At 42.7% G+C, this 18,680-nt stretch carries 27 protein-coding genes and 1 tRNA gene; 17 read left to right on the plus strand and 11 right to left on the minus strand.

Annotated features, from left to right (window positions below; genetic code table 11):
* Window positions 1-227: 227 nt before the first annotated feature.
* From KQI64_RS03780 to KQI64_RS03795, 4 genes are all read left to right on the plus strand, one after another.
* On the plus strand, window positions 228-500 hold the full coding sequence (locus KQI64_RS03780; RefSeq protein WP_216523404.1) for a hypothetical protein: 273 nt from the start codon (window positions 228-230) through the stop codon (window positions 498-500).
* A gap of 77 nt (window positions 501-577) precedes the next feature.
* Window positions 578-790, plus strand: a complete 213-nt coding sequence (locus KQI64_RS03785; RefSeq protein ID WP_216523405.1) for a hypothetical protein — start codon at window positions 578-580, stop codon at window positions 788-790.
* Between the two features lie 240 nt (window positions 791-1,030).
* Window positions 1,031-1,207: a hypothetical protein gene (locus KQI64_RS03790; RefSeq protein ID WP_216523406.1), complete on the plus strand. Its 177-nt coding sequence runs from the start codon at window positions 1,031-1,033 to the stop codon at window positions 1,205-1,207.
* Between the two features lie 2 nt (window positions 1,208-1,209).
* The gene (locus KQI64_RS03795) at window positions 1,210-1,560 is read left to right on the plus strand and encodes a TnpV protein (protein ID WP_216523407.1); all 351 of its coding nucleotides are present in this window, start codon (window positions 1,210-1,212) and stop codon (window positions 1,558-1,560) included.
* 113 nt (window positions 1,561-1,673) lie between these two features.
* On the opposite strand, the gene KQI64_RS03800 is transcribed toward KQI64_RS03795, so the two are convergent.
* From KQI64_RS03800 to KQI64_RS03815, 4 genes are all read right to left on the minus strand, one after another.
* Window positions 1,674-3,059 (minus strand): helix-turn-helix domain-containing protein, encoded by a 1,386-nt coding sequence (locus KQI64_RS03800; RefSeq protein ID WP_216523408.1) that lies wholly within the window; start codon window positions 3,057-3,059, stop codon window positions 1,674-1,676.
* Between the two features lie 261 nt (window positions 3,060-3,320).
* Window positions 3,321-4,055, minus strand: a complete 735-nt coding sequence (locus KQI64_RS03805) for a hypothetical protein (RefSeq protein WP_216523409.1) — start codon at window positions 4,053-4,055, stop codon at window positions 3,321-3,323.
* An 89-nt stretch (window positions 4,056-4,144) separates the two neighbouring features.
* Window positions 4,145-4,480: a hypothetical protein gene (locus KQI64_RS03810; RefSeq protein ID WP_216523410.1), complete on the minus strand. Its 336-nt coding sequence runs from the start codon at window positions 4,478-4,480 to the stop codon at window positions 4,145-4,147.
* Window positions 4,464-6,257 (minus strand): HsdM family class I SAM-dependent methyltransferase, encoded by a 1,794-nt coding sequence (locus KQI64_RS03815; protein WP_216523411.1) that lies wholly within the window; start codon window positions 6,255-6,257, stop codon window positions 4,464-4,466. The genes KQI64_RS03810 and KQI64_RS03815 overlap by 17 nt, the downstream gene beginning before the upstream one ends.
* Before the next feature lie 557 nt (window positions 6,258-6,814).
* Here KQI64_RS03815 and KQI64_RS10740 point away from each other — a divergent pair.
* Genes KQI64_RS10740 through KQI64_RS03830 form a run of 3 tightly spaced genes read left to right on the plus strand, consistent with a single transcriptional unit; the run spans window position 6,815 to window position 8,332 of the window.
* Window positions 6,815-6,952: a helix-turn-helix domain-containing protein gene (locus KQI64_RS10740; protein ID WP_216523412.1), complete on the plus strand. Its 138-nt coding sequence runs from the start codon at window positions 6,815-6,817 to the stop codon at window positions 6,950-6,952.
* Window positions 6,945-7,148 carry a helix-turn-helix domain-containing protein gene (locus tag KQI64_RS03825; RefSeq protein WP_216523413.1) on the plus strand — a complete coding sequence of 68 codons (204 nt, stop codon included), beginning with the start codon at window positions 6,945-6,947 and terminating at the stop codon, window positions 7,146-7,148. Before KQI64_RS10740 ends, KQI64_RS03825 begins: the two co-directional genes overlap by 8 nt.
* Before the next feature lie 14 nt (window positions 7,149-7,162).
* A complete protein-coding gene (locus tag KQI64_RS03830; protein ID WP_216523414.1) occupies window positions 7,163-8,332 on the plus strand; it encodes a tyrosine-type recombinase/integrase in 1,170 nt (389 codons plus the stop codon).
* A 71-nt stretch (window positions 8,333-8,403) separates the two neighbouring features.
* Here KQI64_RS03830 and KQI64_RS03835 read toward each other — a convergent pair.
* Window positions 8,404-8,507: transfer RNA gene (locus tag KQI64_RS03835), tRNA-OTHER, on the minus strand.
* On the opposite strand from KQI64_RS03835, the gene KQI64_RS03840 reads away from it, so the two are divergent.
* Window positions 8,474-8,680 carry a hypothetical protein gene (locus KQI64_RS03840; protein ID WP_216523415.1) on the plus strand — a complete coding sequence of 69 codons (207 nt, stop codon included), beginning with the start codon at window positions 8,474-8,476 and terminating at the stop codon, window positions 8,678-8,680. The genes KQI64_RS03835 and KQI64_RS03840 overlap by 34 nt on opposite strands.
* On the opposite strand, the gene KQI64_RS03845 is transcribed toward KQI64_RS03840, so the two are convergent.
* The 3 genes from KQI64_RS03845 to KQI64_RS03855 form a co-directional block, all read right to left on the minus strand.
* Window positions 8,664-9,251 (minus strand): hypothetical protein, encoded by a 588-nt coding sequence (locus KQI64_RS03845; RefSeq protein ID WP_092969323.1) that lies wholly within the window; start codon window positions 9,249-9,251, stop codon window positions 8,664-8,666. The genes KQI64_RS03840 and KQI64_RS03845 overlap by 17 nt on opposite strands.
* A gap of 220 nt (window positions 9,252-9,471) precedes the next feature.
* Window positions 9,472-9,834 (minus strand): HepT-like ribonuclease domain-containing protein, encoded by a 363-nt coding sequence (locus KQI64_RS03850; protein WP_216523416.1) that lies wholly within the window; start codon window positions 9,832-9,834, stop codon window positions 9,472-9,474.
* A complete protein-coding gene (locus tag KQI64_RS03855) occupies window positions 9,821-10,138 on the minus strand; it encodes a nucleotidyltransferase family protein (protein WP_216523417.1) in 318 nt (105 codons plus the stop codon). Before KQI64_RS03855 ends, KQI64_RS03850 begins: the two co-directional genes overlap by 14 nt.
* Window positions 10,139-10,424: 286 nt before the next feature.
* On the opposite strand from KQI64_RS03855, the gene KQI64_RS03860 reads away from it, so the two are divergent.
* From KQI64_RS03860 to KQI64_RS03890, 7 genes are all read left to right on the plus strand, one after another.
* Window positions 10,425-11,279, plus strand: a complete 855-nt coding sequence (locus tag KQI64_RS03860; protein ID WP_253289178.1) for a Fic family protein — start codon at window positions 10,425-10,427, stop codon at window positions 11,277-11,279.
* Between the two features lie 26 nt (window positions 11,280-11,305).
* Window positions 11,306-11,833, plus strand: coding sequence for a GNAT family N-acetyltransferase (locus tag KQI64_RS03865; protein ID WP_253289179.1), 528 nt, complete (start codon window positions 11,306-11,308; stop codon window positions 11,831-11,833).
* Between the two features lie 37 nt (window positions 11,834-11,870).
* Window positions 11,871-12,611, plus strand: a complete 741-nt coding sequence (locus tag KQI64_RS03870) for an EFR1 family ferrodoxin (protein WP_216523420.1) — start codon at window positions 11,871-11,873, stop codon at window positions 12,609-12,611.
* A 118-nt stretch (window positions 12,612-12,729) separates the two neighbouring features.
* The gene (locus KQI64_RS03875; protein ID WP_216523421.1) at window positions 12,730-13,071 is read left to right on the plus strand and encodes an inorganic pyrophosphatase; all 342 of its coding nucleotides are present in this window, start codon (window positions 12,730-12,732) and stop codon (window positions 13,069-13,071) included.
* A 1-nt stretch (window position 13,072) separates the two neighbouring features.
* Window positions 13,073-13,243, plus strand: a complete 171-nt coding sequence (locus KQI64_RS03880) for an HAD hydrolase-like protein (RefSeq protein ID WP_216523422.1) — start codon at window positions 13,073-13,075, stop codon at window positions 13,241-13,243.
* Window positions 13,244-13,274: 31 nt separating this feature from the next.
* Entirely contained in the window at window positions 13,275-14,357 is a 1,083-nt protein-coding gene (locus KQI64_RS03885; protein ID WP_301282411.1) for an acyltransferase family protein, read from the plus strand.
* A gap of 57 nt (window positions 14,358-14,414) precedes the next feature.
* Complete coding sequence (locus KQI64_RS03890; protein ID WP_216523424.1) at window positions 14,415-14,987, plus strand: metallophosphoesterase family protein; 573 nt, start codon at window positions 14,415-14,417, stop codon at window positions 14,985-14,987.
* Between the two features lie 65 nt (window positions 14,988-15,052).
* Here KQI64_RS03890 and KQI64_RS03895 read toward each other — a convergent pair whose 3' ends face one another.
* Genes KQI64_RS03895 through KQI64_RS03905 form a run of 3 tightly spaced genes read right to left on the minus strand, consistent with a single transcriptional unit; the run spans window position 15,053 to window position 16,883 of the window.
* The gene (locus KQI64_RS03895; protein WP_216523425.1) at window positions 15,053-15,823 is read right to left on the minus strand and encodes a metallophosphoesterase; all 771 of its coding nucleotides are present in this window, start codon (window positions 15,821-15,823) and stop codon (window positions 15,053-15,055) included.
* Entirely contained in the window at window positions 15,820-16,020 is a 201-nt protein-coding gene (locus KQI64_RS03900) for a hypothetical protein (protein WP_216523426.1), read from the minus strand. Before KQI64_RS03900 ends, KQI64_RS03895 begins: the two co-directional genes overlap by 4 nt.
* Complete coding sequence (locus tag KQI64_RS03905) at window positions 16,017-16,883, minus strand: TIGR02452 family protein (RefSeq protein WP_216523427.1); 867 nt, start codon at window positions 16,881-16,883, stop codon at window positions 16,017-16,019. The genes KQI64_RS03900 and KQI64_RS03905 overlap by 4 nt, the downstream gene beginning before the upstream one ends.
* Window positions 16,884-17,074: 191 nt before the next feature.
* Here KQI64_RS03905 and KQI64_RS03910 point away from each other — a divergent pair, with 191 nt between their 5' ends.
* Entirely contained in the window at window positions 17,075-18,292 is a 1,218-nt protein-coding gene (locus tag KQI64_RS03910) for a tyrosine-type recombinase/integrase (RefSeq protein ID WP_216523428.1), read from the plus strand.
* Window positions 18,293-18,360: 68 nt separating this feature from the next.
* Window positions 18,361-18,630, plus strand: coding sequence for a DUF6809 family protein (locus tag KQI64_RS03915; RefSeq protein WP_216523429.1), 270 nt, complete (start codon window positions 18,361-18,363; stop codon window positions 18,628-18,630).
* Window positions 18,631-18,680 lie beyond the last annotated feature (50 nt).

An 18,680-nucleotide genomic window follows, 5' to 3' on the forward strand; every position in this document is an offset into this window, starting at 1 on the left:
CATAAAACAGTGGTTTTTTCACCTTTTGGGTGAAGAAAAATCTGATAATTTGACTGCCGATTTCTGCATGGCTATCGGTCTTTCTGCATTTTTACCTGTTTGAGTTTCACGGATTCAGGAGAATAGCTAAAGAAGGAAGAAAATATGGAGTAGGTCTAATAGTAATCACTCAGCGTCCTTCTGAAGTCGACAGAACTGTGCTTAGTCAAAGCAGTAACTACGTCGCGATGCGATTAACTAATTCCGATGACCAGAACGTTATCAAAAAGTTATTACCTGATAGTATTGGTAACTTTGGTGATATTCTACCTATTTTGGATGTGGGAGAAGCGTTAGTTGTCGGTGATGCTTGCTTATTGCCAAGCCGAATTATTATTAAACGTCCAAATCCAGAACCAAACAGTTCAACGGTAAGGTTTTGGGATGAGTGGTCAAAAGAAATAACAGATGAAAAAGTGGTTTCCTATGCAGTGGAGAGTATGATAAAACAATCAAAATAGCAGTTATACCATATGTCAAAAATTGCGACGCCTAATCAAAGATAAAGCCAATTCCTTTAGTGACGAAAATTTATTTTATGGGAATTAATTTTTCAGAAAAACAACGATTTCTGTCGCCGATTTCCACACGAAAAACTGATGCTCTTTTGATGCTATACCCGACGGAAACGTTGGATTGGTTGCCGCCGGACGCACAAATTGATGCTCATTTAAAGCATCAAAAGGGCATTTTCAGACCGCGCGCCGTGAAAAAAAGAGAAAACAAAAACTCCCGAAAATGGCTTGTTTAAGCCGTTTTCGGGAGTTTTTCTAATGGCAGGGGCAGAAGGACTTGAAGCGGAATGGGGATTTAATCAAATGTTATCTAATCACTTGTGACGTTATATAGTTTTATATCCTGTTTTCTGTTTGGAAATCAGGTACCCCTGCATAATAGTTTAGATGATAATGTAAAATCATTTTGGTTTATTTTGGTAGAAAAATGGTAGAAGTATTGCCCGCTGAATTATTCTGAAACCGGAGTTTGAATTATGAGAGATAAATATCATATTTACCTCACAGCAGAGGAACGCAGAGCTGTTATCAACAGCCTGATTGATTTGAGAAACGATCTCATTTCACGAGGTAAGTACACTGATATCATAGATGAACTTATAATCAAGTTCACTAATGCTAAAGTCAAGAAAATCAAGATTAAGGAGGTCTGACAATGGAGATTACATATACACGTCAAGGAGATTATTTGCTGCCGAATTTAACGCTTCCCGAACAGGATAACCGACCAATCGGATTGTGGGGACAACAACACCTTCGCTATATCAAGCGAAGCCGCCCGATTCTTTATACCAATCTGCTCACAAAATGCAAGCTCAACGAGTATCTTGCCGACATTGATGAACAGGCGCAGAAGATGTACGACGAGCTTGTGCAGGCTTTCGCAAAGGAAGAAGGCTGCACCGAACAGCTAAAAGCAACCGATCAAATGCTATGGGTTGGCAAGATGAATAATGCAACCCAGCGAGCGAGAGAGGTTATAAATGCCGAGCTGATATACAATTAAGGACTGTTATCAACAATCCCATTGAGAACTTCACTTATTTGTTAGTGAAGTTCTCAACGAAAAAGAAAAACGAGCGTGTAAGCAGGTGATGTCTGTTTACACGCTCATTATATTTATTTGGCATTTGGGATCGACATCAATTCCCTTGCTCTCTTTGAGATTTGAGCTTCGATTGCTGTCAAGCGTTCTTCAGGTAAGTTGATGGACGGGTGTCTTGTAAAGGTGAAGTTCAGCAGCTTGCGGAGCTGATATTTTTGCTTACTGCCCATTACCGCCTTGCAAACCTCGTCGAACGATACGCCGTAAGGAGGCGTTCTTGTTTTTGCGTATTCGCTGAGATTCTTCAAATCATCAGCCATTGCGAAGTTGAACAGCGATAAGCCGTTATCAAAAATCGGAGCGGGCTTGATGATTTTACCTGTGTGATTGTCACGCAGCACACCACAGTTACCGAAATGTCTGTCCTCGTTGTAAATCACAGCATCGAACACCAGCATACTGCAAAGCTCGTCATAAAACTCTTTGCCAAGTTCAGCGTAATAATCGAGGGCATTTTTCAGTGTTCTGTTTTTTATCAGCCTGCTGATCGGCACAAAGGATGTGTCAATATCGGTGAACAGACGACATTTTGAAGCGAGAATACCCTTCCAGTTTTCAAGGTCATATTCAATGCAATTCAAGCCCATAGCCTTTGCGATCTGACAAGCGTAAAACTCGCTGTACGGCTCATTCCCGGCATTGGCAGCACCTTCTGTGCCGCCTTTGTAGAGATAGATGCCGTCGTTCTCAATATGACGCCAAGCCTTGCGGAGCATACCGTTTGTTGTGAACTCCGGAGAGGTTGAGAACGCCTTTTCTGCGCTTCCAATACCTGTATAGGCGACGAGCGACAACGCTTCTGAGAACGGATTTTCAAACAGATTGTAATCGACAAATTTGCCGTCAAACTCAACGGGAGTTACCCAATAGCTGTCGTTAAGCGACAAGCCCAAGCAGATGTCAATAATGCCCTTTGTGTCGTTCACGCTCAATCCAAACGTCTTTAGTATCTCGTCAACAAAGGCTCTGTTCTTCGGGATAACACGGTTGGAAAGCCACTTGATAATGCCTTTTGGTGTCAGCTCCATATTGATTGGCAGGAGGTGTTTTTTGCTTTCATCATAAGACAGAACTTCAACAACTAAGCCCTCTAAGCCTTTTTCTTCAAGGGAGAAGGTCACGAGGATATCGTCATAAAGTTTTAGGTCATATACATTGCTCATTTCAATACCTTTTTCTTCCAGTAACACGCTTACATCTTTACCGAGAGCGTCTGTAATTTTGATCAATAAATCGAGGGATAGGTTCTGACCGCCGTTCTCAATACGGCAGATATTTGACCGTTGTGTACCGACCATTTCGGCAAGCTGCGACTGTGACAAGCCCTTTTCAAGTCTTGCCTGCGTCAGCTTTGAAACGACTTCCTGCCGTTTGTGGATTATGCTATTGCTGTCTGTCATAACAATCACCTTCTCTTTATGTTAATGTTATCATATATGATAACATTAGTCAAGAGCATTGTTTTTCTCGAAAAAAGTGACTTTCAACTTTTCTCATACAAAAATGCAAAACTGTAAGCGAAAAATAGAAGGTCTTCTGGCAGCCAGCTGTTTTGATGAAATCGAGAAGGAGAGAGAAAAAATGAGCGTGTAAGCAGGAGTTAGCTGATTACACGCTTTATATTTTCATACTTTCAATTGCATTGTTATACTATCTATGAATTAGTCATCATAAAAGATTTCTCGCTTTGCAAGTTCTTTGATCTCATATTCTATTCTGAGTATTTTTGATTGAAGTTGTTCGACTTCTTCATATTTTTTTATCAATTCTATTTGTTCGTTATGAGTTGGAATATCTATGACTGCATAATTAAAAAAACCTGTTTTATTCCAAGTACCGTTATCTGAGGACGAAGCGTATTCTTTAAAAAGTTTCTTATATTGAATAATAAACCATTTGAGGTTTATTAAACCTTTATATGAATCTTTGACATAGATAATATATGCATCATCGTTAATTGTATGGTTTTTCTTTATATTATTTATATATCTTATTTCACCAGCTTTTCCTTTTCTTGTAACAAGAATTCCTTCATCTTGTTCAAATACTTTTAGTTTTTTTCCATTAATTATACACATAGGTATTTCACCTAAGCTCGATTCTTGCGTTGTGGCTCCAGAAAGTACAGTATATTTTTTTCCACTGACTTGCAGTTTACTGTATATACACTCTTCTGTTAATCCAGAATTTCCGCTCATACAATTAAACATTTCGCTTATGGGTTTATTTGTATAGAGATAGGAATTATACTCTTTTATTATTTCACAAGAAAGCAGATTGTTGATTCTTGTTTTTATTGTTTGTAATTTCTCTAAATAACAAAGTATTTGATCGTATATATTTGCTAACTTAAGTTGAGTATCTTCTGTAGGGATATCTATTAAAGCATTTTTCATAAATCCAGTTTTATTCCATGTCCCGTTATCTGAATTTGAAGAATACAATTTAAACAAAGAGCTATATCTATAAGCAAGCCATTTTAAATTCACAGAATATGGACAACTCTTTTTAGTGAAACAATATATGCGTGATCATTTATTGTATAACCGCCAGGAGGAAGATAAGTAATAGCTCCCGCTTTGCCATTTCTAGCAACCAATAATCCTTCTTTATTTTCAAAAACCTTTATGGGTTTCCCATTAATGCTACAAAAAGGGATTTCACCCATTGATGTAGTATTATCCGTTGAACTAGACAATACAGTGTATTTTTTGCCTTGAATATTGGATTTTGAATAAATGAATTCTTCTGTTAATCCTGAGTTGCCACTCATACAATCAATTACTTTTTTAATAGGGAAATTTTTAATTTGGTATTTCATTTTCTTCCCCCTTAAATAATTGTTTTATTTCCTTTTCAATATTACTTAAGCTTTCCATTAGCTGCGTTTCAGAAATATAATTGGGTTCTTGTGGTCTAAGGTAGTATTCCGGAAGCAAAGTATAGTACTTGTCGGAGAGAATTGTACTAATATCTATGTTGCCACCCTTAATACTCTTTCTTTTAAATCCTTTTTCGTCAATCCAACAAGTACCTGTTTTTGTATCATCAAAACTTAGCCACCGTGTTTCCAATAGACCAGATTGCTCTTCGCCGTCAGTGTTAACCCATCCAGATATTTCATCGTGCATCCAACCATTACGATTGTTTCTAAGCTTTGTTGGAAATCGTTTATCTGAGTTTGCTAAACCATCGTTATCAATAATATACATCCATATGGGTTTTGTTTGTTTTTGTGTGATCTTTTCGCTTCTTTTTTTAAGGAAAAGAGCATATGTTTTCTCTTTAGTATATGGAGCAAAAGCAAATTTTGGTAAAGATATTATTGCGTAAATATCACATTTTTCCAAGATTTCATTACGAAACTTCTTGAATGAAGGATTCTCTAGCACTCCGTCTGGCGTTACAATGCAAGCTTTTCCTCCGTTTTTAAGAAGATTAACCACCTCACAAATAAATGCAATTTCTGTACGATTTGTGGTGATGCTAGAGGTGTTTGCTTGAAGTGTGCCGCTCCCATATGGAGGATTCGTTATTACGTATTTGTATTTCTTTTCCTCTAATTTTGGATTTCCATCGGTATCAAGAATAGGTTTGTTGTTACTGCCAAGTACAGGTGTTTTATTCCATTCAATTCTTGAAGGCTTTAAAGAATTATCTGAGTACATATGTGTATGACCGTCTCCGACAAGAAACATATTTAATCTTGTACGAGAAATATTTTCATCTCTAACATCAACTCCAAAAAAGCATCTTTTTGATAGAAAATCACGGCTTGCTTTATTAAGAGTACCGCTTTTTTCGTAATTGTTTACCAATATTTTAAAGCTTTCTGTTAAAAAACCACCAGTGCCGCAAGCCGGATCGATAATTGAAAACTCACTATCAGCATCATAATAAGTTTCATCTTCTAATAATAATTTGGAAAAGATATGTGTATAATGTCTTCTGGTAAAGTACTCCCCGAAATCTTTCTTTTCTTTTGACGAAGCAAACATCTCATATACTGCACCAAACAAATCAAATCCAGTGCCGTGTAAAGGCTTCATAGAATCAATGATATCGTAGATCTGCTTAACGCTTTCAACATCTACTAATACTTTACCCTTACTATCACCGCTGATAGCCATTTGTACAACTTCCATTACGTTTTTAAACTCTTTGAAGGAAGTTTCTTCTTCGAGACGCGCAATATATCCACTAAGGTTGTTTTTAACTTTTTCAGCTATTTTATCATTACAATCAGACCAATATACTTTCGAAGCATCTTTGTGACCGTCGATTACTTCTTTTTCTTCAAAGTATTCAAGTGCCACAAATCCTACAGTAAAATCTATCTTTTGAACATTATCTTTAAAATTTATGCTACGATAGACACCTGCAAGTTCCCAAAGCTTCTTGTTAAAAATTGCTTCGGAAATTGTAGATATAGAATCAACATTTGTTGTGATTTCAGTTGTATTTGGATTCTTGCAAAGCTTATTTTTTATTAGACGATATATATCTATAGTCTGAAATTCGCGTATAGGATTACCGTTTAAAGTAAGCTGTTTGAGATTTTTTGCGTTATAAAAATATGTTGTTTTACAATTAGTCACAATGAAGTACGGTAAGTTTAATTTTGGAGCCTTAATTTTTCCTTGCTTTATAGCATCTTTTCCTGATTAGGGTTCGATTTTGCCTTCTCCCAGTGGTAACAAGTGAAGGGTTAAATATACGACTCGTTGTGCTGCACAAAAACCAAGAGCCGGTTTTGTACAAGTCTACAAAATGTTGAGTGCTACCCGTAAAAACATACCTTACCGCTCCTTACTTAGTGAAGGGAGTTTCAAAAAAATTGAATTTCGGGTTTACTTTTGACCTCTCCCGTTCCTTTGTATATGGAGGGCAAAAACAAAAATGAATAATCAACAAAAACCGAATAGTTCTTTTAAAAAACAGATTTTTCAAAAACTTTTTTTGAAAAAGGCTTATATTTGCCCCGACTTTTTTGCGTATAGGGTGAAGGTTTTTTTTGAAAGGAGGTGATGCCCACCGAAATGAACCTACAACTGAATAGCTGCCGAGCGAAGGATAAACCGCCACGACCTCTACGGAGCGAGCGCAGCCGAAAGGCTGACGGCACAGCGTCGAGCAGGATTGCCTGTCAGGAAAGGTGACTGTCTACGATTTGTTGAAATCAGGCAGGATCTTTACGCTGAGAGTTGGCAAGCGGTACATCATTCCGAAGAAAAGTATAATTGATTTTCTGACGGTCACAACAAGCGGAAAGCGAGGTGAGAGCGTTGGATAAATCAAAAGAGATATTTTCGGAGTACAGCGACATAGTAACCGTTGATGAGGTTATGAAAATGCTGCGCTTAGGTAAGAATACGGTATATAAGCTCTTGAAGGACGACGAGATAATGAATGTCAAGGTCGGAGCAAGATATGTTATTCCGAAACAGAGCGTCATCGAGTTTGTATCAATCTCAAATCACAAATCTTAAGAAAGGACAAAAAATTGGAAGGAAGCTTAATAATAAAAGGCAATTACTACTATGCCAAATTTCGTGTCAACGGCAAACAGAAAATGATCGCCACGAAGATACCCGTTAAGGGTAACAACAAACGCCGTGCAATTGAGAAGATGAAAGAGATCATTGAGAACTACAAGGATATCAACCTTGAATGCGACGATGTTCTTTTTACCGACTTTCTCGACAAATGGCTGAAAGGTATCAAGGGAATTATAAAACCTTCTACGTGGGAATCCTATGACAAGACCGTGAGCGGCAAGCTAAAGCCCTATTTTGAGTCAAAGAGGTACAAGTTCAAGGATATGAAGCCGGAGGTGTTCACCAAGTATTTTGTGTTTCTCTCTCAACACGGCAAGTCAAACGGCAAGGGTGGATTGAGCTACAAAACGGTAAAAAATATCCGGGGAGTGTTGTCATCGGCGTATGAATACGCTCTTGAGAATCGCTACGTTAACGAGAATCCGGTATTAAGGAGCCGTATGCCGTCATTTCCTCACAGTATCAAGAAGGATGTTCCCGAGTACAATGCACAGCAGGTCAGAAAGCTTCTGCTTTACGCAAAGGAGCACGAGAGCCATATCTACATATTCCTGCTTTTAGCGCTCTATACAGGGCTGAGAAAGGGCGAATTGCTTGCCCTGACGTGGGATGATGTAGACTATGATAAAAAGCTCTTGCGGGTAAACAAGAGCAGAACAGGCAGTCGCAAGGACGTGACAATGCAAATTACAACGCCGAAAACGGCGAGCAGTAACCGCAAGATTCCGCTCAATGATACCGTTCTGGAAGCGCTGAAAGAGGAAAAACAACGGCAAGAGGATTATGCCAAGCTGTTGGGCAATGGCTACGACAAAAGCCACAACTTCATTGTCCGCACCGTTCTCGGAAAGCCGTATGTCAACCTCAGCGCAATCAATCGGGTGGTTAACCGTCTGACCGAGAACGCCGGCTTGCCGCATTGTACGATCCACGGCTTTCGTCACAGCGTTGCGAGTATTCTCGACGATAACGGCGTACCGATTCAGGACATTTCCGTCTTGCTCGGACACGAAAGCGTACAGACCACCGAGAGAATTTATATCAACCGTCGAAAGACCGCAAAGGAGACGACGATAAACGCTCTCGACAGCGCCATAAATTTGAACATCGCATAAAGGTGGTATAATTTTTGGTAGAATTAAAAGAGAAAAGGCTTCGGAAATCGCTTTCCGAAGCCAAAAATTGATGGCAGGGGCAGAAGGACTTGAACCCTCGGCACGCGGTTTTGGAGGCAATGTAGAGAGCCTGAAAAGCGCATGGATATGCCGATTTTGAGCCGTTTTTGCCCCTGCGAAAAGATTATTGATGATATTTTGATGCTATTGGTTATTCTGCAAAAGAATTTTGATGGAAACGGAGCGAGAGTGATGCTCTGGGTATACACCGACGTTGAGCATAGAAATCAAAATTTGCGACGCCTAATCAAAGATAAGCGATTTCAAAAACTCAGTTCAAAAATCTGACGGATAGTTCTTGAACGGCTAACGTGGGACCTTGATCATAGGATTCCTTCGGATACTCGCGTTCAAGCCTTTCCGCTTCTTTTATCAAAAACTCTATCATGCTGACATTTCCGCGAAAGCCTAATACCAAACAAAGCATAGATTTCAAATATTCGCTTTTGAAAAGCTGATAATTATCTAATATCCAGTCACAGCAATTGGTTTTGCAGTGCAGGAAAAACTTGACTGTGTTTTCAATAAAAACATCCTGTCTGTTTGTTAGCGCTCGTTTTTGTATGAGGGGCAGCGTCTCTTCTTCCGTTTCAAGTGCCTTTTGTACTAATTCAAATCTGTTTCCTATAAGTGCCTCTTTTCGCATGAGCTTTACAATATCCTCAGCCGTTTTTGCTTCTGCTATCATTTGCAAATTTGCTGCTTTTTCCGGTTCTTTTCCGGGAACCGTTTTTGCCACAAATTCATTCATTTTTTCTTCGATGTCTTTGTATAAATACATTGAGTATTCAAACTTTGCCGCAGAATATTCCTGGTTGCGGTGTGCTTTTAAGAATCGTTTTACTTCTTGTTTTGTCATGCAAATCTCCTCGCGTCACAATATATTATATCCGTAGATTTTCCAAACAGTGTTTGGAAAATCTGCCCATAAAGGTTATTCTCCCTCTACATACTCATGCGGAGTTTGGTTCAAGTTCATCTTTAATCTGTTCTATAAATGCTACCTAATGGTGTTTGCGCTGTGTCGGCGTTTTTGAACACGTATCATTATTTTGTGAATCCTAATCAAAGAGTACCTATCAGTCAAAAATGCCTGATTCGAGTTTGGATTTGCAATACTCTGACAGCGTCGGAATGTCATTGACTGCGGTTTCCCAAATGCGTTCAATATCCATCGCTCCGTAATCGTGCGCAAACAGATTCCTCATTCCGGTAATAGCGCGCCAATTCATTTCAGGACGGGTTGCGTTTAAAAATTCGTCGGAAAACTTCTTAGCGAGTTCTCCGATTTGCTGTAAGTTCATACTGACAGCATCTCTCAGGACGTCGTCATTTTTGAATGTTTCAAAGTCATCACCAAAACGATCAAGCGCCTTTTGAATTTTCTCGCAGTGCTCAATCATGTGCTGTAATATGCTTTTATCACGGTTATGCTGCTTCATAGATCAATACCCGTTCCTTTTCCAGATTCTCTTTGAAATCGTTGTCGTCATTATATTTTAATGATTTAACCGTAATCAAATCAAGCTCTTTTCCAAGCGCTTCCTCAAGATCGGAATACAATCCGCCAAGAGCGAAAAGACCTTTGATGGCGACAGCTTCAATGCACAAATCAATGTCACTGCTTTCGTCGGCTTCTCCGCGGGCGTAAGAACCGAAGATATATATTTTGTCAACGCCGTAACGAGCGGCGATAGGAGCTATGATAGCGGCGATTTCTTCAAGCGTGTAGACTCTGTTGCTCATAAAAATCCTCCCCGATGATATGGTTCTATGCTTTTATTGTAACCAATCCACGTTGATTAGTCAAGCAAAAAAATGAAAGACCCTTTGTGTTTCATCTCTCATGTTTGCAAAAGAAAATGAGAGATGAATTGATTTTTGAGAGATGAAGTGATATACTGATAGCGGAGGGATGGCTATGCAAAAATATCCGTTTCAAATCAATACGAAAATACTGCGGTTGACGGCTGAAATATCCGAGCTGGTCGGCTCTATGTCAACGCTGACGGAAGCCGCGCGGTCTCCGCAGTTGAGAAGAAGTAATCGCATAAAAACCATATATTCTTCGCTTGCAATCGAGCAGAACACGCTGAGCTTGGAGCAGGTCACGGCAGTCGTGTCGGGCAAGCGCGTATTGGCGCCGCCAAAGGACATCGCGGAGGTGCAGAACGCCTTTGAAATCTATGACAGGCTGGACGAGCTGAATCCGTATTCGATTGATGATTTGCTTGCCGCCCATTCCGTCATGGCAAGAGGCTTGCGCGATGACGCGGGAGATTTTCGCTCACGTCCTGTCGGCGTGGTGGATTCGCAGGGCAACATTCTGCATTTCGGCACCTTGCCCGCGTATGTTCCGCAGTTGGTTGAAGAATTGCTTGACTGGACAGAGCATAACGAGAATCCGCTGCTGATCAAGAGCTGCGTGTTTCACTATGAGTTCGAGCTGATACATCCCTTCTCCGATGGCAACGGACGTGTCGGCAGGCTGTGGCACACGCTGCTGCTGTCAAAATGGAATTCGCTGTTCGCGTGGGTGCCGGTGGAATCGATCATCCACGACCGTCAGAGCAAGTATTATCAGGCGATCAATAATGCCAATAACGCCGCCGACTCCACCTGCTTTATTGATTTTATGCTGTCGGCAATCAAGGACGCGCTATTGGATGTTTCCTCTCAACCGTCAGAAGTGAAACCGAAAGCGGAAAGCAGAGAGCAGGCGATTCTCGATTACCTCTCCGAGCACGGCGATATATCAAACATTGATGTTAGAGAATTGTTATCCGTTTCTCCGGCAACTGCCAACCGCGTGCTGAACGAGATGGTAAACAAAGAATTGATTTTCCGATTCCGAAAGGGAAAAACATGGGTGTATCGGGAGAGATAAACAAACAATTACAGGAAAAGCGTATTATGAATAATTGTATCCAAAACAAGCAGATCACATACCGAACAACTGACAATCAAAGCGATTATGTTATTAGAAATCTTCGCGAGAGTGAGATCAGATTGCTTGATGATTTTTTATACGAGGCGATTTTTATTCCGAAAGGAACAGAAGCGCCTCATAGAGATATTATTAACAAGCCGGAGCTGCGCGTTTATATTGAAGACTTTGGAACTCGAAAGGGTGACAATTGCCTTGTAGCCGATTTAGGCGGCAAAGTGGAAGGCGCGGTATGGACGCGCATCATGAACGATTACGGTCATGTGGATGATAACACTCCGTCTTTTGCCATATCTCTGCTTAAACCATATCGAGGAAAAGGCATCGGCACACATCTTATGGCAGAAATGCTTGAATTGCTGAAGTGGCAGGGATATCGACAAGCGTCTTTGGCTGTACAGAAGGCAAACTACGCCGTGAAGATGTATTATAATGTTGGATTCAAAACGGTAAAAGAGACTGATGAAGAATACATCATGGTTTGCGAGTTGTGATTAAGATAATAACACCGGTTAAAAAGGAAGTGAGCGGATGATACTCTATTTCAGCGGAACGGGCAACTGCAAATATGTTGCCGAACAGATCGCGGCTGCGGTCGGTGATACGGCTGTATCTGTTGAGGACAGCGGCGGCAAAATCGCTTTGGAAATGGGTGAGATTTTCGGCATTGTATTTCCCACGCACTTTTGGGAAATTCCCGCCATCATGCGCGAGTTTCTGGAGAAAGCAAGCATAACCGCAGAGAGAGAAAACTACGCCTTTGCCATTGCGACCTACGGAACAACACCGGGCTGCAGCGGAATGGATGCGAAAAAACTTTTGAAGAAGAAGGGCATTGATCTCAGTGCGGCATTCAGCCTGAAAATGCCCGATAACTGGACGCCTATGTTCGACCTCAGCGACGCCGAAAAGGTGCGCCGCCAAAATGAAGAAGCCGACAAAAACCTCGCGCTGCTGATCGGAAATATCAAAGCGAGGGTGAATGGCAACCACGCCACGCCCAAAGCGCCGTATTTTGTCCGCACAATGTCCGATAAATTGTATCTGAAAGCGCGCAGGACGAGTAATTTCTATGTTGAGGGCAGCTGCGTCGGTTGCGGATTGTGCGCAAAGCAATGCCCTGTAAAGGCGATCGAAATCCAAAACGGTAAGCCCGTCTGGATAAAGGAGCACTGCACGCTATGTCTGCGCTGCCTGCACCTGTGCCCGAAATTTTCCATTCAGTACGGCGACGGCAAAACCAAGCAGCACGGGCAGTACCATCATCCGTAAACGGTTATTATGAGTACCAAAACGGCATTGACCGTCCCGACGAGGAGCGGCTGTACCGCTTGGAAAAGTTTAGAAATAGCAAACAATGATAAAAGCAAAAAATTAAGGAGCATTGCAAATGAAAAACTGTGCTTCGGTCATCGGTTCCATTGTCACCGTGACAGTCGACCGACCGATGGGGAGCGTTCACCCAAAGCATAGGGATATTTTCTATCCGATCAACTACGGCTATGTTGAGGGTATAACGGTTCCCGACGGCGAGTGGCAGGACGCGTATATTCTCGGCGTGGACGAGCCGATTCAAGAATTTACGGGCAAGGTCATCGGGGTTATTCACCGCCTTGACGATGTTGAGGACAAGTGGGTAGTATGCCCTGAAAATATGTCATTCAGCGAGAAAGAGATTACCGAAAAAACGGATTTTCAGGAGAAGTTTTTCAAGACGGAAATCTTGGTTTAATATGAGGAACAATAATGATATTATTCCTGCTAACAAAATCGGAATGACAACCGTGTGGATAAAACAAGGTTTTGGTGGGTTGGCTGAACCAAAATCAAAAGATGAACAGCCTGATTATACAGTAGATAACCTTAACAAGCTATTAAGTATTTTTGAGATAAAGAGTGAATAACTATCGTTTTTTATCGTAAGGAACGGTTGATATGAGAAAACAGTTTATAGACAATTTAAGGTGGATGGATGTTCTTTTACTTATTCCGTATCACGCGGCGCAAGCCTTTAATACTTGGGGCGAGCTGAATTATATATGCTTTGCGCCGAAACGGGCAATCAGCAGTTTTACTGTATTTTTCAGTCCGTTTTTCATGCCGCTTCTTTTCCTTTTGGCGGGTATGAGTACACGGTATGCGTTAATGAAACGTACATACGGACAATACATTATTGAAAGGATAAAACGCCTGCTCGTGCCGTTCGTGTTTGGGACGCTGGTTTTCTGCCCGATACTGTCTTACATGGGCGATGTGAACAATTGCGCATACGAAGGCGGATTTTTCGCGCATTATATCGTATTCTTTACAAAATGGACGGACTTGTCGGGCTTTGACGGCGGCTTTTCGGTCGGGCAGTTTTGGTTCCTGTATTTCCTGTTCATCATATCATTGGCGTCTGTAGGGATCATTGCATTATCAAATAAGATGATCAAAAACCGGGGAAAGGCGGAAAAACTCCCGTTTTGGGCAATCTGTTTGATGGTGATACCGTTCCCGCTTTTGTATGGCGTGCTGTCGGTCGGAGGAAAGAGCTTTGCCGAGTATCTCTATGTTTTTTTGATCGGTTACTATGTTTTGTCGTATGATAAGGTAATCGAAAAAGCCGAAAAGTACAGGTATATTTCTCTTGCAATCGGTCTTGCGGCAAGTGCTGCCAACGTGTATATGTTTATCTGGTCGGGAAAGGATTATGAAGCAATCAACCTGATTGCAAAATCCTTTGCCGAATGGTTTATGATATTGGCTCTGATCGGAATCGGAAAGAATAGGCTTGATGATAAAAATTCAGTTTCGGAATACATGTCGCAAAGATCTTTTCCGTATTTCAGTCTGCATTTTTTGTGGATCGTTCTGTTCCAATATTGGTTTGCGGATATTTTCAGCGGCAATACGGTTCTGCTGTTCCTTGTGCCGGTTATCTGCGCCTTTGCCGCAACGCTGCTCTGCTCGGAGATATGCTTGAGAATACCCGCGCTTTGTTTTTTGATGGGCACAAAATCAAAGAGATTGAAATAGTGCTGATGTGCGTTGCGCTCGCTGAATGCAACATAATTTGAGAGGAAACAATCGCCCATGAAAAGATCATTCTTTATAGCCGACACGCATTTCGGTCACGCGAATGTGCTCAAATACGACAAGCGTCCGTTTGCGGATATCGAAGCGCATGACAAATCGCTGATTGAAAAATGGAACCGCGCACTGAATGATGATGACGAGTGTTATATCCTCGGCGACGTGAGCTGGCTCAAGCCCGAGCAGACGGTTGAAATACTGAAACAGCTTCGCGGTAAAAAGCATTTGATTATCGGCAATCACGACAAAAAGCTCTTAAAAAATGATGCCTTCCGCAATTGCTTTGAGAGCATACAGGACTATCTGGAGATGAAAGTTCCGCATAACGGAAGACACGAACTGCTTGTGCTTTCGCATTACCCGATCATCAGCTTCAATAACCGGTTTGAGGGCGCGGTTCACTTCTACGGGCACGTCCACAACTCCGACGAATGGATACTGACGGAGGAATTCCGCAGGTTATCCGAACAGCGCCTTAACGCGCCGTGCCGTATGTTCAACGTCGGCGTGATGATGCCCGTGATGAACTACACGCCGCGGACTTTTGAAGAGATCATAAACAGCCAATCATAAACAACAGCAGCCCCGCCATAATAGCGGAAGCTGCTGTTTTACGTTATTCGTCGTAGCGTTTCACTTTATTGTATCCTCACAATCTGGTCGTAGAGCAAGATGAACTTGCCCATGATTTTTCTATCATCGTGGTAGTGACCAAAGAACCAGTTTTTGAATTTCAAACGCTGCGCCAAGTTCTCGAAATACATGGTCAGCTTATCGGGCTGTGTATAACCGCCCATGAGCCATGAAACGATCGACTGCGGCGCGCAGTGTGAGACGACATAATCTACTTGATAATCGACCTTCGCAAGGTTGTTTTCCGCGTTTTGGATTTCCTCATCAGAAGGTAGCTCCTCAGCCCACCAAGAGATATGGTTGATTCGGAAAACCTTCCGTTGTTTTCTCCATTTGCGGACGGTTTCCTTAAATTCCTCCTGCGTGTCAAAATCTTCCCATGAGAGAATACCGTCGTCGATATCGTGCGATCTCGCGCCGCCGAAGGCAAGGAATTTCTTTCCTTCAAAATCAAAGATTTCTCCGCGCATGAGGTGGTAAACGCTGTCGTTGATCTTGTGCGCCTTGCCGCCGTGAAAATCGACGACCTCAAACTCGCTGTTGAGCCTGTCGAAATTTTCATGATTGCCGTCGGCAAAGACGGTTGTAAAGGGCTTTTCATCGAGCCAGTTCAGCCAGTACGCTTCCGAATTGCTCACACCGTCGGCGTTCCAAACCGCGCCGAAATCACCGCAAACGATAACGATATCTTCTTTTGTCATCTCGCGCTGTTCGGGGAAAGCAGGGGTTGAAAATTTCTGAAACTCACTGTGGCAATCACCTGTAACAAAAATCATATCATTTTAACTCCTATGCTCTTTGCTTCTTCGATATCCTGCTGCGTGTATGGAAACGGCAAATCTCCGCAGGCAACAGTGGCTTCAAGAAACCGGACGCACGCCTCTTCCAAGGTCAATCCGCAGCTGGCGCAGATGTCCTTTGCCTGTTCATAAATATCTGTCGGAACACTGAATTCAATAGTTGTCATGCTCATTTTTGAAAACCCTCTTTCAAATATCTGCTCATAAACGCATCGTAGTTTTCTGTTTCATAGCTGCGGCAGTAGATGGCAAACTCAACCAAATCAAAGCAGCCGCCGAACTCTTTGAGCGCGTCAAACATTGCCTTTGCCACTACATGCGGGTCGTTGGCAAACGCACCGCAGCCAAACGCGCCGAGGACGAGCATATCCGTCTGATTTGCGGCGGCGACCGTCATAATATGTCTCGCTCTTTTGAGATGGATTTGATAAAGCTCATCCGAAGTGACGGCGACTGCATCGCCCGATTCGACGTTATACGCATTGCTGACTACATTTCTGAGATTTGGCGCCGCACAGGTGATCACGTCAACTGTAAACCAATCCTGAGCCTGCAGCATTTGAGGAATAGATGCGTCGCTTTTGAATACGATCACATCCGGCGAGTATATGCAGGCATCTGAGTGCAAGACATTCTTTTCAGTGCGGTTCACATTGTAGAACTGCTCCCACATCGGCTTTTGGTTCAGCGTCGGATACAGCGTGGAACAGCGGCACAGAGCTTCTTCCTGCGCTGACGATCCGCGTGTTACCCCGCCGCCGGGGTTGGTCGCTGAAGCGAAATTCAAGACGGCAATTCTTTTGTCAGGGTATTTCTTATATAGCTTTCGCGCCGCTTCGAAGGTTGAGTGCCGCGAAACCGTAACAGCACCCTTTTTCGGACTGCTGCTTTCAAATGAGGGATAGTCGTTCGCCGCAAAGTGCTTTGTCAGGCTAACGCTTTTTTCTGTTGACTCGCGCAAAAACGAGTTTCTTTGAATCTGCTTGACGGTGTCCTCGAATACCGCCTTTAATTGTTCTCTTTTGTTGTAAAACATGTTCATTGCCTCCTTGTTCCGGGGATTGAATATGATTCCCATTTTACTCTGTTTCCGAGGTTTGTCAAGAGTTTCTTTTCCGCGAAAACGCTCAGAAAATGCGGCGCAGAATCAAAGAAAACCTTCCGAAAAAGTCTGGAAATTTCCGAAAAGCTGTAGTATACTGTTCCGCTTGACAGGAGGGGTGTCCGTTGGCACTGAAAAAGCTTCTGAACAAAGGAACAGTTTATAAGCGCAGCGACAATCGCTGGGGCGGTATGGTGAGTTATCACGACGAGCAGGGTGTGTACAGGAGAAAGAGCTTTTGTGCGCCGACAAAGAAAGCCGTTCTGAAGAAGATCGGTGATTACATCGAGTTTTTCAAAATGGAGATCGCCGAAGCTGATGAAACGAAGAAGCCGCTGAGAAAAAGTATGCAGAAGTGGCTGGAGGTGTTTCAGTACGGCACGGTTGAGAGAGCGACATACGACAGAAAAGAGGATTGCGCCAAGCACTATATCTACCCGAGAATCGGCGATATGATCATATCGGAGATCACATCCGCGGACTTGAATGGGATCTTGACGCAAATGATGAATGAGGGATATTCGCATTCGACCGTCAAGCATGTCTATAGTCTGTTCAAAGAATATTTCCGCTATCTCTGCTATGAAGAGCACATCCCAAAAAATCCGATGGCATATGTCCGTATGATCAAAAAAGCGAATTTCCTCGCGGCGCAGGGCAGAGAAATTATTGCACGGAGCGACGCCGTCACGGTCTTGAATGACGAAGAAATACGTCGTTTGAGAGAAGCGGTATTTACACGGAACAGGAAAGGAGCATTAAAGCATCAACAGGCGGCAGCGTATTTGTTGATGCTCAACACGGGATTGAGAACGGGAGAAGTCCTCGGTTTGCTCAACAGCGACATTGATTTAGATAAAAGAGAGCTGAGCGTTACCCGCGCGGTAAAGGAGGTCGGCAAACGCGATAAGGACGGCGCTGCGTGCGGAACCGAGTTGATTGTCGGCGGTATGAAAACAGCCGCTTCAAAGCGCACGATCCCTCTTAACAGCACGGCAATAGAGATGATTTTGATATTGCGCACTGATCGATATTTCGGTGCAGACAGTCCGCTGATTTCAAATCAAGTAGGAGACTTCACAAGACCATCTACATTCCGCTCGAGATGGTACACGCTGCTTGATTTCGCCGGAATCTCTCACAAGGGCTTGCATAGTCTGCGCCATACCTTCGCCACGCGGCTGATCAACGGCGTTGAAGATGAAAACGGCAATCTAAAAACGCTGACGGTAAGGCAGGTCGCCGACCTGCTCGGACACACCACATCATCTGTGACGGAAAAATATTATGTCAGGCGCGAGCCGAATAAGCTCTGCGGAATCACCGATGAATTTGAGCTGTGAAAAAAGTAGATTTTCGCTGGACTTTTCAAAAAACTGTGGTATTGTGTTGTGCAAAAGGAGGTATCGGCATGGATACGATCAGAGAACTATTTTACGGAAACATCCACCCATTCGAACGCGATATCAAGAAGGACAGCGAAAGCGACAGGCTCGCGAAGCTGATTCTCAGGCATGACGCAGCGCTCAAAGCAACAATGAATGAAAGCGAAATCGAGCTGTTCGGGAAATTCAAAGACGCGGTGACAGAGCTGAATTGTCTGAACGAATGCGAAGGCTTTATCAACGGCTTTCGATTGGGAATAAGGCTGATGGTGGAAGCGTTGCACACCGAAGAATAAAAAATCGCAGCCCTGAAAAATGGGGCTGCAACTCTTTTGCGGTTTTTTCA

This window comes from Lachnoclostridium sp. MSJ-17 (assembly GCF_018918205.1).
Taxonomy (GTDB): Bacteria; Bacillota; Clostridia; order Oscillospirales; family Acutalibacteraceae; genus Ruminococcoides.